Source organism: Streptomyces sp. NBC_00104, from assembly GCF_045160825.1.
Taxonomy (GTDB): Bacteria; Actinomycetota; Actinomycetes; order Streptomycetales; family Streptomycetaceae; genus Streptomyces.
The window spans coordinates 3,486,057-3,501,926 of the sequence record NZ_CP108215.1 but is presented as its reverse complement, the minus strand read 5'-3'; the positions used below and the strand labels follow the sequence as shown (position 1 = coordinate 3,501,926).

General features: G+C 70.5%; 13 protein-coding genes and 3 pseudogenes. 4 read left to right on the top strand and 12 right to left on the bottom strand.

Annotation, left to right across the window (positions count from 1 at the left end):
* Positions 1–51: 51 nt before the first annotated feature.
* Both OG272_RS15230 and OG272_RS15225 read right to left on the bottom strand, forming a co-directional pair.
* Complete coding sequence (locus OG272_RS15230) at positions 52–891, bottom strand: SDR family NAD(P)-dependent oxidoreductase (RefSeq protein WP_326582976.1); 840 nt, start codon at positions 889–891, stop codon at positions 52–54.
* A gap of 439 nt (positions 892–1,330) precedes the next feature.
* Entirely contained in the window at positions 1,331–2,209 is an 879-nt protein-coding gene (locus OG272_RS15225) for a helix-turn-helix transcriptional regulator (RefSeq protein WP_327729840.1), read from the bottom strand.
* 294 nt (positions 2,210–2,503) lie between these two features.
* Between OG272_RS15225 and OG272_RS15220 the strand changes: the two genes are divergently transcribed.
* On the top strand, positions 2,504–3,376 hold the full coding sequence (locus OG272_RS15220) for a helix-turn-helix transcriptional regulator (RefSeq protein ID WP_327729841.1): 873 nt from the start codon (positions 2,504–2,506) through the stop codon (positions 3,374–3,376).
* Between the two features lie 38 nt (positions 3,377–3,414).
* Here OG272_RS15220 and OG272_RS15215 read toward each other — a convergent pair.
* Positions 3,415–4,314 (bottom strand): annotated as a pseudogene (locus OG272_RS15215) (sensor histidine kinase); the annotation flags it as partial.
* The gene (locus OG272_RS15210; RefSeq protein ID WP_327732263.1) at positions 4,311–4,970 is read right to left on the bottom strand and encodes a response regulator transcription factor; all 660 of its coding nucleotides are present in this window, start codon (positions 4,968–4,970) and stop codon (positions 4,311–4,313) included. The pseudogene OG272_RS15215 and the gene OG272_RS15210, both read right to left, overlap by 4 nt.
* A 380-nt stretch (positions 4,971–5,350) precedes the next feature.
* Here OG272_RS15210 and OG272_RS15205 point away from each other — a divergent pair, with 380 nt between their 5' ends.
* The 3 genes and pseudogenes from OG272_RS15205 to OG272_RS15195 all read left to right on the top strand — a co-directional run.
* Entirely contained in the window at positions 5,351–6,076 is a 726-nt protein-coding gene (locus OG272_RS15205) for an IS607 family transposase (RefSeq protein ID WP_405893631.1), read from the top strand.
* Positions 6,069–8,201, top strand: a complete 2,133-nt coding sequence (locus OG272_RS15200; protein ID WP_405893629.1) for a zinc ribbon domain-containing protein — start codon at positions 6,069–6,071, stop codon at positions 8,199–8,201. The genes OG272_RS15205 and OG272_RS15200 overlap by 8 nt, the downstream gene beginning before the upstream one ends.
* A 12-nt stretch (positions 8,202–8,213) precedes the next feature.
* A pseudogene (locus OG272_RS15195) lies at positions 8,214–8,726 on the top strand (heparan-alpha-glucosaminide N-acetyltransferase domain-containing protein); the annotation flags it as partial.
* 4 nt (positions 8,727–8,730) lie between these two features.
* On the opposite strand, the gene OG272_RS15190 reads toward OG272_RS15195, so the two are convergent.
* The 8 genes and pseudogenes from OG272_RS15190 to OG272_RS15155 form a co-directional block, all read right to left on the bottom strand.
* On the bottom strand, positions 8,731–9,372 hold the full coding sequence (locus OG272_RS15190) for a hypothetical protein (protein ID WP_326582981.1): 642 nt from the start codon (positions 9,370–9,372) through the stop codon (positions 8,731–8,733).
* Positions 9,369–9,971 (bottom strand): RNase A-like domain-containing protein, encoded by a 603-nt coding sequence (locus OG272_RS15185; protein ID WP_326582982.1) that lies wholly within the window; start codon positions 9,969–9,971, stop codon positions 9,369–9,371. Before OG272_RS15185 ends, OG272_RS15190 begins: the two co-directional genes overlap by 4 nt.
* Complete coding sequence (locus OG272_RS15180; protein ID WP_405893626.1) at positions 9,968–12,670, bottom strand: ATP-binding protein; 2,703 nt, start codon at positions 12,668–12,670, stop codon at positions 9,968–9,970. Before OG272_RS15180 ends, OG272_RS15185 begins: the two co-directional genes overlap by 4 nt.
* Before the next feature lie 36 nt (positions 12,671–12,706).
* The gene (locus OG272_RS15175; RefSeq protein WP_327729846.1) at positions 12,707–13,027 is read right to left on the bottom strand and encodes a hypothetical protein; all 321 of its coding nucleotides are present in this window, start codon (positions 13,025–13,027) and stop codon (positions 12,707–12,709) included.
* Positions 13,028–13,143: 116 nt separating this feature from the next.
* Entirely contained in the window at positions 13,144–13,602 is a 459-nt protein-coding gene (locus OG272_RS15170; RefSeq protein ID WP_307164635.1) for a hypothetical protein, read from the bottom strand.
* 154 nt (positions 13,603–13,756) lie between these two features.
* Positions 13,757–14,851, bottom strand: coding sequence for a hypothetical protein (locus OG272_RS15165; RefSeq protein ID WP_405896024.1), 1,095 nt, complete (start codon positions 14,849–14,851; stop codon positions 13,757–13,759).
* Between the two features lie 12 nt (positions 14,852–14,863).
* Positions 14,864–15,023, bottom strand: a pseudogene (locus OG272_RS15160) (IS5/IS1182 family transposase); the annotation flags it as partial.
* Positions 15,024–15,090: 67 nt separating this feature from the next.
* Positions 15,091–15,849, bottom strand: coding sequence for a phosphotransferase (locus OG272_RS15155; protein WP_328224680.1), 759 nt, complete (start codon positions 15,847–15,849; stop codon positions 15,091–15,093).
* Positions 15,850–15,870 lie beyond the last annotated feature (21 nt).

Here is a 15,870-nt window from a genome sequence, read left to right as displayed (position 1 = left end):
GGGCTGTTGATGGGCTGCGGGCGCCCGAGTGCGATGGCGCCCTGCCGTGCGTCAGGCGGCGTCGTCGTGCGCGGTGGCGGCGGACTTCTCCCGCCACGGGGCGAGGTCGTCCCGCACCTGCTGGTACTTGACGTCGAGCCGCTCCAGGGTGTCGCGCCCGAGGTAGAGGTGAGTGGGCAGCTTCTCGGCGGAGGCGACCTCGACGATTAGGGCGGCGCCCTTGACGGGGTCGCCGAGCTGCGCGTGGTTGGCCTTGTCGATCCAGTCCAGCGTCACGTGCGCGGGGGTGTCGTCGTAGTCGGTGATGCGGTTCGCGGCCACCGAGAGGGAGCTGGCGTCGAGGAAGTCGGTGCGGAAGACGCCCGGTTCGACGACCGTCGACTGGATGCCGAACGGGGCCATCTCGGCGGAGAGCGCCTCGCTGATGCCGGCGACGGCGAACTTCGACGCGCAGTACAGGCTGACACCCGGCTCGCCCTCGAAGCCCGAGCGGGAACCGATGTGCACGAGCTTGCCCGAGCCCTGCCTGCGCATGACGGGCAGCACGGCGCGGGTGACATTGATCAGGCCGAAGACGTTGAGGTCGAACAGCGACCGGGCCTCCGCGTCCGTGATCTCCTCCAGTGCGCCGAGCAGGCCGCGGCCGGCGTTGTTGACCAGGACGTCGATGCCGCCGAACCGCTCCACGGCGGCCTCGACCGCCCGCGGGATGCTGTCGTTGTCGGTGACGTCCAGGGCGACCGCGAAGACCCGGTCGGAGTTCTTCAGATCGGCCGGCACCCGCTCCGGATTCCGTACGGCGACCACGACATTGTTACCGCCTGCCAGGGCGGCGCGGGCGATTTCAGCACCGATTCCGCGGGAAGCACCGGTGACAAACCACGTAGCCATGGGAAAAACCTCTTTCGTCGTTTCCCTTTGTGGGGGATTTCCTGTTGACGAATTCGAGTCTGCCCGTCGGCTACGGCGCTATGAAGGCTGCGATTTTCCTGGGAGTCCTACACCCAGGAAGACGAGACGTACGTCCGGCGAAGTACCGCACGATGAGCGGTGAGCTCCGGTGGGCCGAGGCCGGCAGACGCACCAGGACGCGGGCCGTACGGCGGCCAACCGCACACCCCTGGCGCCATGGCCGGAGTCCGCCGCGGCGCACGCGGCGGGCTGGGGATCCCGGAGTCGAGGTCGGCCGGGGGTCGAGGCCGCGAAAACGCGCGATAGCTGATTCTCGGTCCGCCGATATCCGGCGAGGCGAATGCGGTGACCTGTTCGGCCGAATTCCGGGCGCTGCCGAGAGGAATGCGCGGTAGCGGCCCGGGTTGGCTCTCCTGGCTCAGGCGCCGTCCGCGGGATTCTGCTGACGGGGCACATCAGGTGCGCTGAGGGAGCCCAGCAGGGCCAGACCGTCCGCGGAGGGGGAGCCCGGCTCCGCCTGCAGGATGACGAGTTGCTGTCCCGGGGCGCTGCGGATGGTGAGGGCCTCGTGCCGCAGCTCCAGGTCTCCCACGACGGAGTGGTACATCTGCTTGACCTCGTAGGGCGGGACCCGGGTGTACTCACGCGCCCACAGGGAGCGGAACTCGCCGCTGCGCACCGACAGTTCGCCGACGAGCTCCAGGATGCGGGCGTCCTCGGGGGTGTTCGCGGCGGTCTGCTGAAGGTCGGAGACCGCGCGATGCCTGGCCCGCTCGGCGTTCCTGTAGAAGGTTTTCGCCGCGGGGTCCAGGAAGAGCATGCGCAGCACGTTGTCGTGCTGCGCGAAGTCACGGTAGAGAGCGTCGGTCAGTGCGTTGGTGGCCAGCAGGTCCTGGGCGTGGCCGATGATGAACGCCGGCGTCCTGGTCCAGCTCTCGATCAGTTGCCGCAGATGCGGCCGGACACGCTCCACCCTGGCGGGGGACTTCGTGCGGCGGCGAGCTGCCGGCTGGGCCAGCCGGAAGAGTTCCCGCGTGTCCTCCTCCCCGAGGCGCAGCACGCGGGCCATGGCGTCCAACACCCGGATCGAGGGGCTGAGTTCACGGCCCTGCTCAAGCCTGCTGTAGTAGCTCAGGCTGACACCCGTCAGCGCCGCGACCTCGTCCCGCCGCAAACCGGGCACCCTTCGGCGACCGGCGCTGGGCAGTCCCGCGTCCGCGGGGCTGAGGCGTCCCCGGCGGGCACGGAGGAACTGACCCAGCCCTTCAACCGAGTCGGAGCGCGTGACGTTGTCCATGCTCCCGAGGCTAGGCGGAAAACGCCTGTAAATGGTCCGCCGATGGTGGGTGCGTTACACCCAGGATCGTGCGCCCACGGGTGGCGCACGGATGTGGCGGACGGATGTGGCGGACGGATGAGACGGACGGCGAAAAGCCTCCCGACAGCCCGGCGCCTCCGCAAAAACCACGCGAGGCGGGGAAAATCCTGCCCATCAGGTCATGAAGGTACTACGCGTTCAAGATCCGCAGCCTAGTGTCGTAGTGCGGTGACCGGCAGGTCCCGTCGGCTGGAAATCATCTAGTCTTGCCGCATGAGCAATGGGACACCTTTGGGTGATTTCCTCAGAGCCCGACGCGAAGCCCTCAAGCCACAGGACGTCGGTCTGCCCGAATACGGGCGACGCCGGGTACCGGGACTGCGCAGAGAAGAAGTCGCGATGCTCGCCGGAGTCAGCTCCGACTACTACATCAGGCTGGAGCAGGGACGCGAGAACAGCCCCTCCCCGCAGGTTCTCGAAGCCGTGGCCCAAGCACTGAAACTCGATGCGGAAGCCGCCGACCATCTCAACCGCCTCTGCCTCACCGCCTCGCAGCGCCCGCGCGACTGGGGCCGGGCGGACATCAGCCAACAGTTGTTGGAGCTGATGAACGGATGGGAGCACACTCCGGCCTTCGTCGTCGGCCCGGCCCTCGACATCATGGCGGCCAACTCCCTTGCCACGGCCCTCCACAGCGGGTTCGACCAGTTCGACAACCTCGCCCGCATGGTGTTCGTCGACCCGGCAGGGCGCGAGTTCTACCAGGAATGGGAGCGAGCCGCGCACTCCTGTGTCGCCGAACTCAGGGCCGCGTACGGCCATGATCCGGAATCGGCCCGCATCGCCGACGCCGTGGCGGAACTGTCCGCGCAGAGCGAGGAATTCGCCGGAATCTGGAAGATGCACGAGGTCAAGAGCAAGTCCCAGGAAGGCAAGCACCTCAAGCACCCCGAGGTCGGAGACCTGCACATCAAGTTCGCGGCCTTCACGGTCAACGGGGCCCCGCATCAGCAGCTCGTGGTCTATCAGGCCGAACCGGCCGGCCCGACGGCAGCCGCCTTCGAGACGCTGAGGGCCATGGCCGCCGAGCCGAAGCAGGCCCAGGTGGCCGTGCCCGCGGCCGACCTCGCGGCCAAGGACCAGTAGCCGCGAACGGGAGCCGTACGACAGCCGCTTACCGCCTGTCTGGCCGTGGCGCCGGGGGCGTGCTTGCGGACGTTGGTCAGCGCCTCCTGGACCGTGCGATAGAGGGCCCGTTGGGTCGGTGTGCCCACGGTGGGCGGGAGTTCACCCTTCAGCTGTGCGTGGGTGCCGCTCGACTCCACGAGTCTGTGCAGGTCGACCAGGGTGGGCTGAGGAGTCAGCTCGGTGGCCTGGCCGCCGGAGGCGCGCAGCAGCGTGACCATGGTGCGCAGTTCGTCGAGCGTGGTGACGCTCAGCGAACGGATCGTGCGGGCGGCCTCCTTGGCGTCCGCGTCCTTGGCGGCGACCTGCAACGCCCCGGCCCGTACGGCGATCAGGCTGACCTGGTGGGAGACCACGTCGTGCATCTCGCGGGCCAGCTGGGCGCGTTCACGGGCGAGCACGGCCTGCGCGTGCAGGGCCCGCTCGTGCTCCCTGGCCTCCTCGATCTCGACCAGCCGCCGTGCCAAGTCCCGTTGCGCCTGGAGAAGCTGGCCGAAGAGGACCGGGGCCGCGGCAGTCGCCAGGCCGTACACGAAGAAGACCAGTGTCATGGTCCGGTCGGCCTAGGCCAGGGGCCACGGAGTGCTGCTCGCGATGGCGGACAGGGCGACGCACCCCGCGAGGAGAAGGCGGTTGCGGGAGCGTTCGGCCAGAGTGAACAGCGCCACGAGCACATCGACGGCGACATCCTGCATCATCGCGAGAGGCAGGGTGAGCAGGAAGACGCCGAGCGGGAACCCGCGCCGGAAGGCCAACGCGGCACAGCCGAGCATGGCCAGTACGACGCCGGGACACGTGGCGTCCCACATCAGCCATACGTCCACGGCCGCCACCGCCACCAGGGCGATGTCGACGACCGGCGCAGGTACACGCTGCCACTGGACGCGTGCGCGATTCATCGTCCGGCCTCGGGCGGCGGGCGCTCGTCGAGCAGCCCGGCCCGCTGCGCCAGCAACGCGGCCTGCACCCGGCTGGTCACCCGCAGCTTGGTGAGGAGCGCGCTGACGTGGTCCTTGACCGTGCCGGCGCCCAGGTGGATGCGCGCCCCGACGTCGGCGTTCGACAGGCCCTCGGCCACCAGGACGAGGGCGTCACGCTCTCGCGCGGTGAGCAGCCGGACGCGGGTCGCCGCCTCGTCGACGGCCGTCCGGGTGCCCGGGTGGCTGTGCAGCAGCGTCCGCGACGCCTTGGGGGACAGCACGACGCCGCCCGCGGCGAGGGTGCGCACCAGGTGCGCGAGCTGCTCCGGCTCGGTGTCCTTGAGGAGGAAACCGGCCGCGCCGGAGTGCAGCGCGGTCAGGATGTACTCGTCGGCATCGAACGTGGTCAGCATCGCCACCACCGGGGCGTCCGGCATCGTCCGCAGCTCGCGCAGCACGGTGAGCCCGTCGACGTCCGGCATCCGGATGTCCAGCAGCACCACGTCGGGCCGCTCCCGGCGGACGGTCTCCACCGCGAGGCCCCCGCTCGCGGTCGCGACGACCTCGATGTCCTCGGACGCGCCCACGATGAGTTCGAAGCCCGAGCGGACCAGTGCCTCGTCGTCCACCACCACTACCCGGATCACGCGCGCTCCGCCCCGCCTTCATCCATGCCGTCCAACCACCCACAGCCGCCTCGACCCTAAGGCCACACAGAGCCCCTGCGGCCCGACGAGCGGCAGCTCCGGCCACCCGGCGGGGTATCACCCTCCAGTCGGCAGGGACACCGCAGCCTTCTGCCGGATACTCCATGATCGGCCCGGCCTCCAGCCTGAGCGGCATGACACAGCACCCAGGGTCTTCAACTGTCGGGGTTTTTGCTTAGGGATCCTTGTGGATGCTGCATAGCAGAGCGTGTATGGATCTGTGGGTGATTCCCCCCTGCTTCCAGCGATGGTGTGATGTCGTGCCGGTTTGGGGTGGTGGGTGTGTGTGGGGCCGTAGGTTCCTCGGCATGGAACTTCTTCGGTTGGCGGTGGCTGCGCGGCGGGTGGGTGTGCATCCGGGCACGCTGCGGCTATGGGCCAACGAGGGCAGGGTTGCGGTGGTGTGGGTGGGGCGTGAACGGCGCTTCTCCAGTGAGGCGTTGGACGCTCTGACCGGCTGCCCGGATACGGCCGGGCGGCGTGAGGCTCTGTATGTGCGGGTTTCGGGCAGCAGCGGGCAGGGGTCTTCGCTGGCCGCGCAGGAGGCCGAACTGCGGGCAACCGCTTCGGGGGTGGTGGTCGCGGTCTTCAAAGACCGTGCTTCGGGGCTGCGGGAGTCACGGCCGGGGCTTGACCGGCTGGTGAAACGGGCCGCGAAGGGGGAGTTCACCCATGTGCGGGTCACGCACGGGGACCGGTTGGCCCGGTTCGGTGCGGGCTGGTTGATCCAGGTTCTGGCTCATCACCGCGTTACGGTCGAGGTGTTGCATTCCAAGGGAGCGGCCGGGGGGATGGAGGAACTGCTGGACGATTTCATGTCGCTGGTGGCCACCTTCGCCGGCCGCATGTACGGGATGCGCTCGCGTGAGGCGCGTCGACGGCTTCTGGACGAAGCCGGGCGCCGCATGAAGCAGCCTGTCCTCGGAGCCGGAGCCGGAGCCGGAGCGGGAGCCGGAGCCGGAGCCGGAGCGGGAGCCGGAGCGGGAGCGGGAGCGGGAGCGGGAGCCGGTGTTGCGGGTGAGGTGCGTGGCTAGGTTGATGGCGACGGCGACATGTACCGCCTTCTCGGGGGTGCTGGAGGCCACGGGTGAGCGGGTCGGGCAGCGGGTGCTGCTGGAACGGGTGGGTTTTCTGGCCGAGTTGAGCCGGGAGCTGACGGGTGCTCTGGTGGCCGCGCGGTGGGACGAGGATTCCTTTGACGTGCTGGCTGCGGGGGTGGACGGGCAGGGTCAGGCGTTGCCGTCCAAGGGCTGGATGGCGCTGCGTCGCTTGAACTGGCCGCAGGATGTTGTGCTCCCGGCGGGGGTGTATGTCCCGGACCGGGTGCGGCGGGGCGCTCAGGAGTACGCCGCGCGCACCCTGCGTCTGGCCCTGCACCGGCGCAGCATCGTGGCCGCCGTCCTGGCCGCCTGGCCCGCCGATCCCCGGCGGCGCACCGTGGCGGAGTGGACGGCCCTGAGGGCGGTACTGCCCGCCGGGGTGACGGGTGCCGAAATCCGCAACCGCACCCGCCAGATCCGCGCCCACGTGGCCGAGCACGGGCAGCTGCCCGCCGGGCTGTGCGCCCTGGAGGGCCCGCCACAGGTGGCCGGCCAGGTACTCCTGGCCGCGATGGACCGCCAGCAGGTCACCCTGACCCGGGTGGATGCGGCCACCGCCCGGCTGCGGGTCAAACTCCCCCTGCGGGCCGCCCCCGCCACGGGGCGTGACTGGGCCTGGCACATGCTCGACATCCGGCTGCCAGGTACCGTCGCGCCTGATGCGGTGCTGCACACCCCGACCCTGCGCCCCACCCCGGCCGGGAGGATCGCCGTCGACCTGCCGCACTCACGGCCCACCCCGGCCACCAAGCCGACCGGGCATCGGGGGGCGGTCGGTTTCGACTGGGGTGTCAACACCCTCCTCACCGGCACACTCGGCCGCCTGGCCGGGAAAGGGCAGACCTCCCGGGTCGTCACCGACGGCCGTCCCCTGGTCTTTGACGCCACGGTGATCAGCACCGCTCTGCACCGGCTGCGCGGTGTGCGCGAGCGTCTCGCGGCCAAGCGCGACCACTACCGGGCGCTGGCCGACGGGCTCGGCTCCCCGCACCTGGCCTGGGGCGGACACCTGGAGCGGGCCCGGGCACTTCAGGCGGAACATGTCCGGGTGTGTGCCCGGATCCGGCAGCTGAACGCCGCGCTGGCCCGGGCGGCGGCCCGCTGGGCCGTCGACCAGGCCGCCGCGCTCGGCGCGAGCGTCATCTACCTGGAGGATCTCGCCACCCTGGAAGCCCGCGGCCACCGCAAGGGCAACGCCCGCCTGTCCGGGCAGGTCCGCGGCGCTGTCGCCGAGGCGATCCGGCACCTGGGCGCGAAGGCCGGGATCGCGGTGGTCACCGTTCCCGCCCGGGGCACGTCCAAACTCTGCCCCGGCTGCCTGACCACACTCACCCACCACCCGGCCCCCGACCGACTCGGTGAGCGGGGCTGGAAGTGGGCGCACTGCACCGGGTGCGGGCTGTCCATGGACCGCGACCACGCCGCCGCCCGACGCATCGTCTCCCGCGGCCTGCTCGCCCAAACCCACACCACCACCGACCGCACCACAGGCACCCGGACCATCCGCACCACCATCGAGGGCACCGTGACCATGGTCCGGCGTCCGAAGAAGACCACCCGCCGCCTGCGCCGACAGCGCCACGCGCAAACGGCCCCGCCCCGCCCCCGCGGGCCGAAAACCACCCCGGGCAAGGGACGCCCCACCCCTGCCAGGCCGAGCCCTCGCCACGCTGCCACAGGCCCCGGCCCCGCCCACACGACTTCCCGCCGTACGCCCGATGTGCGTACGGTCCCCGCCACCACCCCCACCCCGGGGGCAGTCCAGCGTCCGGCGGGGCATGACACCACGACACCAGCCGCCACACCCGGGCCGGTGCCAGGTCATGGAGTACCCGCACCCCACCGAACCGAGGAAGACCTTCCTCGATCCGGCCGGGTGCGGCTCTCACGCAGAACCTGTCGACGACGCACCCGCGCCGCCCAGCGGACCGGCTTCCACCACCTGCACGCCACCGAAGTCCACCCCCTCACCCCGAGGTTCGGACCACCGGACGGCAACCGCACACGGCCACGCCGCGCCCGAAAAGCCTGGAAACCACAGGCACACACAGAGTTCTAGAGACGCTCCCCGCTGCTCCCGGCCGACGCACCGTCCCCTGAACGCGAGCGCGGTGAGCCCACGACCGGCGCGCCCGGCGTGGGCCGACTGATCGGGGTGGACCTGGCCCGCGGCCTGGCCGTCTTCGGTATGTACGCGGTCCATGTGGGCCCCGCCCCGAGCCAGGACGGTGCCATCGGCTTCCTGATGGAGCTGGCCCAAGGCCGCTCCTCCGCGCTGTTCGCCGTCCTGGCCGGCTTCGCGGTCGCCCTCATCACCGGGCGCCGCACACCGAAGACCGGCCTGGCCGGCCGCCAGGCCGTCGCCAAGGTCGTCATCCGGGCCGTGACACTGATGGCCCTCGGCACCGCCCTGACCATGACCGGCACCCCGGTCGTGCCGATCCTCGCCTTCTACGGACTGTTCTTCCTGCTCGTGCCGCCGCTGCACCGGCTGGGTGCCGAGCCGCCGGCGATGATCGCCGCGGGCCGGGCCCTTGTGGGCCCCCAGTTGCTGTACGTGCTCAAGCCGGTGGTCGGCGGGCGTGTGGTCAGTTCGCCGCGTACGGTGCAGCGGGGGCGAAGTCCGTTGCCACGAGGGCCGTCGACGCGCTGCCGTAGCGTCGGGGGCTCCACTCCACGAGGTTCAGTTCGCCGTACGTCCGCCGGTCGGTGAAGTATTCGCCGCGCAGGCCTTCGCCGGGCACGCCGCCGATCCACAGCTCCGCCACCCCGCGGTGCCGCTGGCTGCGCTGACGAGCTGCGGGCCGGGGCTGGTTGATGAACTGCCAACGCAGGCACCATCGTCCGTCGTCCCCGCGCAGCAGCGAGGCATGGGTGGAGGTGGACACCGAGTCCGCGGTGAAGAGGGACACGCTGACGCGTGATGCGCTCTGCACCACGTGCAGGACGGCGGGGATCGGGGGCACCGGAGTGCCGTCCTCACAGACGACGGAGGTGATCACCTCGCCCCGCCACGTGCCGTGCAGGAGCGGGCTCCCGGTGAACCGGCGTACGAGCTTCCACTGCCACAGAGACCTCTCGTACGCCAGGGCCGCGATGGCCACCGTGGTCCCAGCCGCCGAGAAGAGCCGCAGCGGCGTCGGGGACAGCGCCTCGCCGGTGAGCAGGGCGAGGGCGAGCCACACCAGGCAGACGATCCCGACGGTGACCTGCTGCCGTATGTCCTTCATGGCCGTCGCCGCCCCGCGCCTCGTACGTGGTCCGCCGGGATCGGGAACGCCGTGCGGAACACGAACCCGCGCGGATCGTCGGCGTCCCTGGCCAGCACCACGCGGACGCCGGTCACGGCGGTGCCGTCCGTGTGGTCGCGGCTGCGGGCCCAGCGGCCGGTCGTCCTGCCCAGGTCGGCGTCGCAGACGAAGGGGCGCGGGTCGTCGCCGACCACCCAGGCGACCATGTCGCCGGCCGAGTCGTACAGGGTGTCGTTGACGGCGTCGGCTGCCTGCCCGGGGGTGTCGAAGGAGGACGCGCCCGCCTCCGAGTCGTACGAATCGAACTCGCGCAGTTCGTCGAGGGAGCACCCCACGTGCTTGTCGATCGCGTGCCCGACGTCGCGCAGTTCCTCGCGGTACAGGTCGCTCAGCACGTCGACGCCGGAGGGCGGCAACCGGTCGGACAGTTCGCGGTACTCCGCGTCCCGGTCCTGGAAGTCGGCGACCCGTCCCCGTTCCCGGTGGTGGTCGGGGTGCAGGTCCTGGTGGTCGTCGAGGGTCCGGCGCAGCATCTCCTGGTGGTCCCGCTCGTCCTCGGGTGTGTCGTGGAGGATCACAGTGCGCCTTTCGTCCGTGCCGCCTGTTTGCGTACGACCGCCGTCAGATCGGACTGCCGGCCCTGAGAAGTCAGGCCCGGGAGCGGCCTGTCGAGGTCCACGTGGACCAGCGCGCAGTACGTGTCGGCCGCGTGGCCGGCGCACGCGCGGGCCATGGACTGGGCGAGGTCGCCAAGGGCCGGGATACGGCGCTCCTCGCCGTGCGGCGCCCGGTGTGCCTCGGCGCGTTCCTCCCGGCGCCGGGCGAAGGCGAGGGCCCGCCCGCGTTCCCTGCGCCGCGGTGCGCAGCCGTCCCGGCAGATGTCGCGGGAGCACAGCTCGTACGGCAGCAGCCGGGCCAGGGCGCGGGTCGGCACCGCCATGTGCCGTACGACGGCGTTGTCGTCGACGACGCGCGCGGTGTCCACCGCCGGGTCGGGCCGGATCCCGGCCAGCAGGGGGTCGGAGGTGCGGGGTGTGGTGACGAGGGCCTGGCCACGCCGGAGGGTGGCCGCGGTCTGCGCGGAGCGGGGGCCGGCGCCCATGTCGTCGAGCATGGCCTGGCGGCTCTGCGCGCTGCGCAGCGCGTGCATGATCTTGACACCGGTGAGGGCGGTGGCGGCCTCGTCCAGGCGCTCCGGCACCTGGTCGACGAGGACGAAGCCCTGTCCGAAGGAGCTGAGCTCGGCGAGGGCGTTGGCGAGAGCGGACACCGCCTGCGCCGACCTGCGGTCGGGGCCGACGGTCGGACGGCCGAAGACACGGTGGGCCTCCTCCAACACGATGATGTGGCGCAGCCGGCGGTTCTGGCTGCCGCGCAGCCGGGCGAAGGCGGACAGCTGGGAGATCAGGAAGCCGAGCGTCATGTCGATCGCGGCGGGGTCGGCCATGGAGGCCAGTTCCAGCACGGCGGGCCGGTCGAGGAGTCCGGCCCAGTCGGTCTGCTCCACGGTGTCGAACATGTAGCCGTGCTCGCCGCCGAGCAGGGCCCGGACGCGGGTGGCGAGGGCCGGGAAGACGTTGAGGGCCTGACCGCGGTAGGCGCTGTCCTCCTGGAGCGTGTCGAGGACGGGAAGCAGCGCGCGCAGGGTCGGGACGGGGCCGGGCAGGGTGCGCCCGCCGTCCCAGCCGGCCCGGACGTAGGTCTCCTCCAGGGCCTGTTCGAGAATCAGCGGCAGTGCGCTGTCCATGTCGGGCACCACGGCGCGGAAGACGGCCATCAGCGACGAGATGTGCGCGTGGACGGTGGTGCCCGGGGGCGGCTGGAGCGGGTTGAACCGCCAGGGCGCGCGCTCGGAGTCGCCGAGCGTGTGGATGCGCAGCGCCTCCATGCCGGGCACCGCGAGCATGCCGCGGTGCTCCGTCTTGACGGGTTCGACGACCAGCCAGGGCACCTGGTGGTCCCGCCACAGCTGGACGAGAAGGCTCTGCAAGGTGGTCGACTTGCCGGTGTTGGGTGCGCCGACGATCAGGCCGTGGCTGACCAGGTCGTCGAGCGGGAGGTGGAGGGGGGCCTCGGGGCCGCCGCTGATCCGGTTGCCCAGGGCGAGCACGGGCCTGCCCGGATCGGCCGCGGGCGCCGGGGCGACCTGGTCCAGCGCGGGCGACGACGCCTCCAGACCGGGGCAGCCGTCGGGACCGGGCACCGGGAGGACGAGCATCGAGGCGGCCTCCTCGGGCCCGAACAAATAGGGCACTCGGCGTATGGACTCGGGCGCCCGGGGCAGCTGCCAGACCGGGTGGCCGCCCCAGGGCGCGATCGATCCGCCTGCCAGGCACTGGGCGGCCAGCCGGAGTTCCGCACCGTCGCCGGGCCGGACGATGCTCACGCCGCCGGTCATCCCGCGTTCAGCCACCTCGTACGACGATCCGACGGCGGCCGCGAGCGTGGCGGCGACCGTTTCGGTGGTCACCCGGTCGCCGACGACCGTGGCCCGCGAGAGGACCTTGGCCGAGTTGTCACCGAAGCGGCGCCAGGCCTCAAGGGCGCGGCGGGCGTTGTCGTCGGGCGGCAGTTCCACCGGCCCGAGGTAGTCCTGCACGGTCCGGGTGGCGGCCTCGTACTCCAGGCCGGAGCAGAGGTGACCGTAGGCGTCGCTCTCCAGGGGAGTCAGCGCGGTCGGCAGGAACACCAGGCTCACCAGGACGGGGGACGGGGTGTGCAGCAGGGCACGAAGGAACGGGTCCCAGGCGGAGCCGTCGCCGTGCAGCCGCCCGGGCACGTAGTAGTACTCGGCGGCGGAGTAGTCGGCCAGGGCGGGAGCGACGACCTCCTCGTGCCGGCGGACCTCGGCACAGGTCTCCGCGCCCGTGGGGACGACGAGGTCCGCCGGGTCGGCCGGTTCCACAACGAACCCCGGGGGCAGCAGCCGCGCCGCCGCGCCCAGCAGCTGCTGGGCGGACACGTCGGCGTCGAACGGCGTGCTGCCCTCGGCGCGGGCGATGAGGTGGCAGTCGATTCCCTGGGGGCGGGCGGCGGCGGGCGCGGTGTAGCGGACCTCCAGGGCGGCGCGGTTCGCCCAGCCCCGCAGGGCCTGCACGATTCGGGTGGACACGGCGCGCATCGCCGCGCCGCTCTCTGCGGGACCGGCCGTCTCGGGCGCGCGGGGGCCCGAGACGATCCGGGCCGCCGCAGTGGCCCAGCAGACCGGCCTGGCGAAGAAGTCGGTGTCGGCCCAGATCACGGCCGTGTCATGGCGGACGTCCGGGGGCCACTGCACGTGGTCACCTCCTGGGAGAGTGCGGGCCTCGGCGGCTCAGATGTCGTCGAACGGGTTGCGGGTGCGGTGCTCGGGCTGCGGCGCGGGGGCGTTCCGCGGGGTGTCGCCGCCTCTCATGAGATCGGCCACGCCCTCGCGGGCGGCCTGGCGGTGTTCCTGCCGCTGCTGTGCTACGAGCAGAAGGATCGGCAGGCCGATGGGCCAGAAGGTGCCCGGCACCATGGTCTTGAAGCGGGCGCCGATGCCGTTCAGACCGGATCCGTTGATGTCGGCCCAGTGCAGGTTGAAGAGACGCATCGCGTAGCGGGTGGTGCCGATGATGCCCGCGAAGTAGAGGATGAAGATGACCCAGCCCATGGCTGTCCTTCCGTGACGGCTCGGATAGTCAGGGACCCGGACGGTGGAGCGGCGCGGCGCGGACGGACGCGGCGGCGGCTCGGACTGCCGGGTCCCGGATGGTGGGGCGGCGAGGCTCAGACGCCGAAGAATCCGCTCTGGTACTTGCGGATCTCCTCGCGGGCGAAGCCGGTGCTGTCCGCGACGCTGTAGAGCGCGGGGGCTACGGCGAGTCCGTGGACGGACTCGATGACCGCGGTGAGGTCGAGGTAGTCGAAGAGCTTGAGGTTGCCGGTGGTTCCGGTGAGGAGCCAGCCGGCGGTGAGGTTGGTGCCGACCGGGAAGCCGTAGTGCATCATCCGCAGGCCGCGGGCCTTGCGGTCCAACGGCTGGACGACGAGGAACCTGCGGGCGCCCTGCCCACGCATCGCGGCGAACAGGCCGTCGGAGTTGTTCTCCAGGTTCATCTCGACGGGCAGGCCCTGGTCCTGGGTCGCCTTGGCGACCTCGCGCAGGTAGCTGTCGGAGTGCCCGGCCGCGCCGGGGATCAGCTGGTTGAAGGAGTCGATGACGTCGAACTGGTTGAGGATTCCCACGGTGTCCCCCGAGATCGTCCGATTGACTGACAGGGGGAGTGAACACGCCGCATGGCGCACTTATGGCGCACGGAGTGCCCTTACGGCGCACAGGGCGTCCAAGTCCGCTGCCCAGGCCGGGCGTTCAAGTCCGGAGCCAAGTCCGGCCTTGTGCTCACCAGTTCCAGCGGAAGCCGACCACCGACCGTTCCACGAAGGACACATAGCGGTGCGCTCTGCCCATGTCGCACACCTGGGCCGGCTCCAACTGCACGGGATCGCCGAGGTGGTGGTCCGACCAGGTCGCCCACCAGAGCCGTCTGGGCAGCCGTCGCGGCTCGAAGTGCACCGCGATGTCGAAGTTCTCGATCCGGCCGCGTGCGGGGCGCCGTACCTCCTGCGGGGGATGCGGAGCGGGACGGTAGGCGGACCGGTACTCGAACGAGATGCGCTGACCCTGTTTGAGTGGCTGCGGGAACACGATCTCGTGGGACACCAGGCCGTCGTAATGATGTTCCTGTCCGAGGGTTCCGCCGTGCAGCACCTCGACGGTCTCCACGGAGGATTCGTGGTTGAACAAATAGCTGTCCACACCATCCTCAAGAGCCATGATCACATGCTTTGTGCGGCGTTCGGTCAACTGTCCTTCATGGTCCAGGAAATAGCGTTCGAATACCGTCACCGTGCGATGCCATTGGCGTCTGAACATCTCCCGGGGTTCCTGGATCGCGTCGGAGATTCCGTCGGAACGGTTACCGGAATCGCTTGCGTGTGTAGCCCACAGGCATTCGGCGTCGCGCTCGTCCATGTGAAAGGCGTCGATGAGCCAGGTCAGTGTCTCCGACGTGATCGACGTGCCGTCGAGCGCGCGGCGGACGCGGTCCTTCAGGATGCGGGCGAGGGTCCGCTGGGATTCGGGGAACTCGCCAGATTCCCACAGGTGTTCGGCCAGAACGTGAGCTACGGCGGCGTTGCTCACCCCGCCGCCCGAGCGGTCCCGCCGGACACGGGCGCGCCACCGGCTCCGGTACCGCGGCTGGGTGGCCAGCAGTTCAGTGAGCAGCACCGAAGTGGCCTCGAAGGTCTTTTCCTTGGTCAACGCTGCTCCACGCGCGGTAAATCGAATCACGGCACGTTCATTGAACCACAGGGGAAAGATCGCCAAATCCGGCCGAAAAAAGTGCAGTTGAGTGACCGAAAGTGGCTGTACCGCTGAATTCTGATCAAGATTCCGGGCCGTTTTCGGGGCAGGGCTTCGGCGTAGTCGCATTGGCGTCCCGTGCTGCTCCAGGGGGAGGACGGCTTTGGCCATTGACGTCATGCGGTTGGACTGCGCCGGGACCTGCGGAAGATGCGCCAGGACTTCAGGCGTGCGACGCCGCGTTCGACCGGTGCCCGTGCGCGGACAGTGCCCGGCTGACGCTCTTCTCGGTGAGGGTGAGCTATGCCCTGTCGCCCCAGTGACACCAGCGAAAGATCATCAGTCATGGCCGGAGGTCGGAGACGAGATCAATCGCCGAGCAGGGCGTGCATCCACTGGTCTTCGCGCTGCTCGATGTATTCGGCATCGCTTCGCCAGGCGTCGCCGTGGCCTTCGGTCCACAGGGTTGCCCAGGGCTGGACACCCCGGGCGGCTTGCTCGCGCAGGAAGTCGTGCATGGAACGCGTTCGGCGCCCGAGTAGAGGGACCAGCCGACGGCGTTCGTCTTCATCGAGGCCGTAGGCGTCGGCGAAGACGCGCAGCCGGTCTGCGGCGTCGGGGCGTTGCCAGTCCGGATGAGCAGACAGCGGAATGAATCCGTGCATGGCATACGCGACGTCCCACAGGCGGGAACCGGGGCCAGCGGTGTCCCAGTCGATGAAGGCCCACTGGGCCTCGCCTGCGACCACGAGGTTCCACGGAGCCAGATCGTGATGGGCGATGATGTCGCTGCCCTCGGCGGGGATCAACACCTGCCAGTGCGCGTCAGCCGGTGGTGTGAAGCCCTGCACGGCATCGTGGAAGTCCCGGATCAGCCCTGCCACCCCGGCCAGTTTCCCAGCGGACTCGAGCAGAGAAAACCGATCGGGCCAGACCACATGGCCGTGCACGAAGGTCAGGACTTCACGGCCCTGGTCGTCGATGCCCAGTGGGCGAGGCGCCGCCCGGAACCCCACCTCATACAGGTGGGTCAGCAAGGCGTGCACTGCGGGAGTCCACGGTCCGGTCGGGCGGCGAACGGTGTCTCCGACGCGGACCACGCCAGCACTGACGTTCCCACCGGACAACGGCTGTTCTTCATTGTGCTG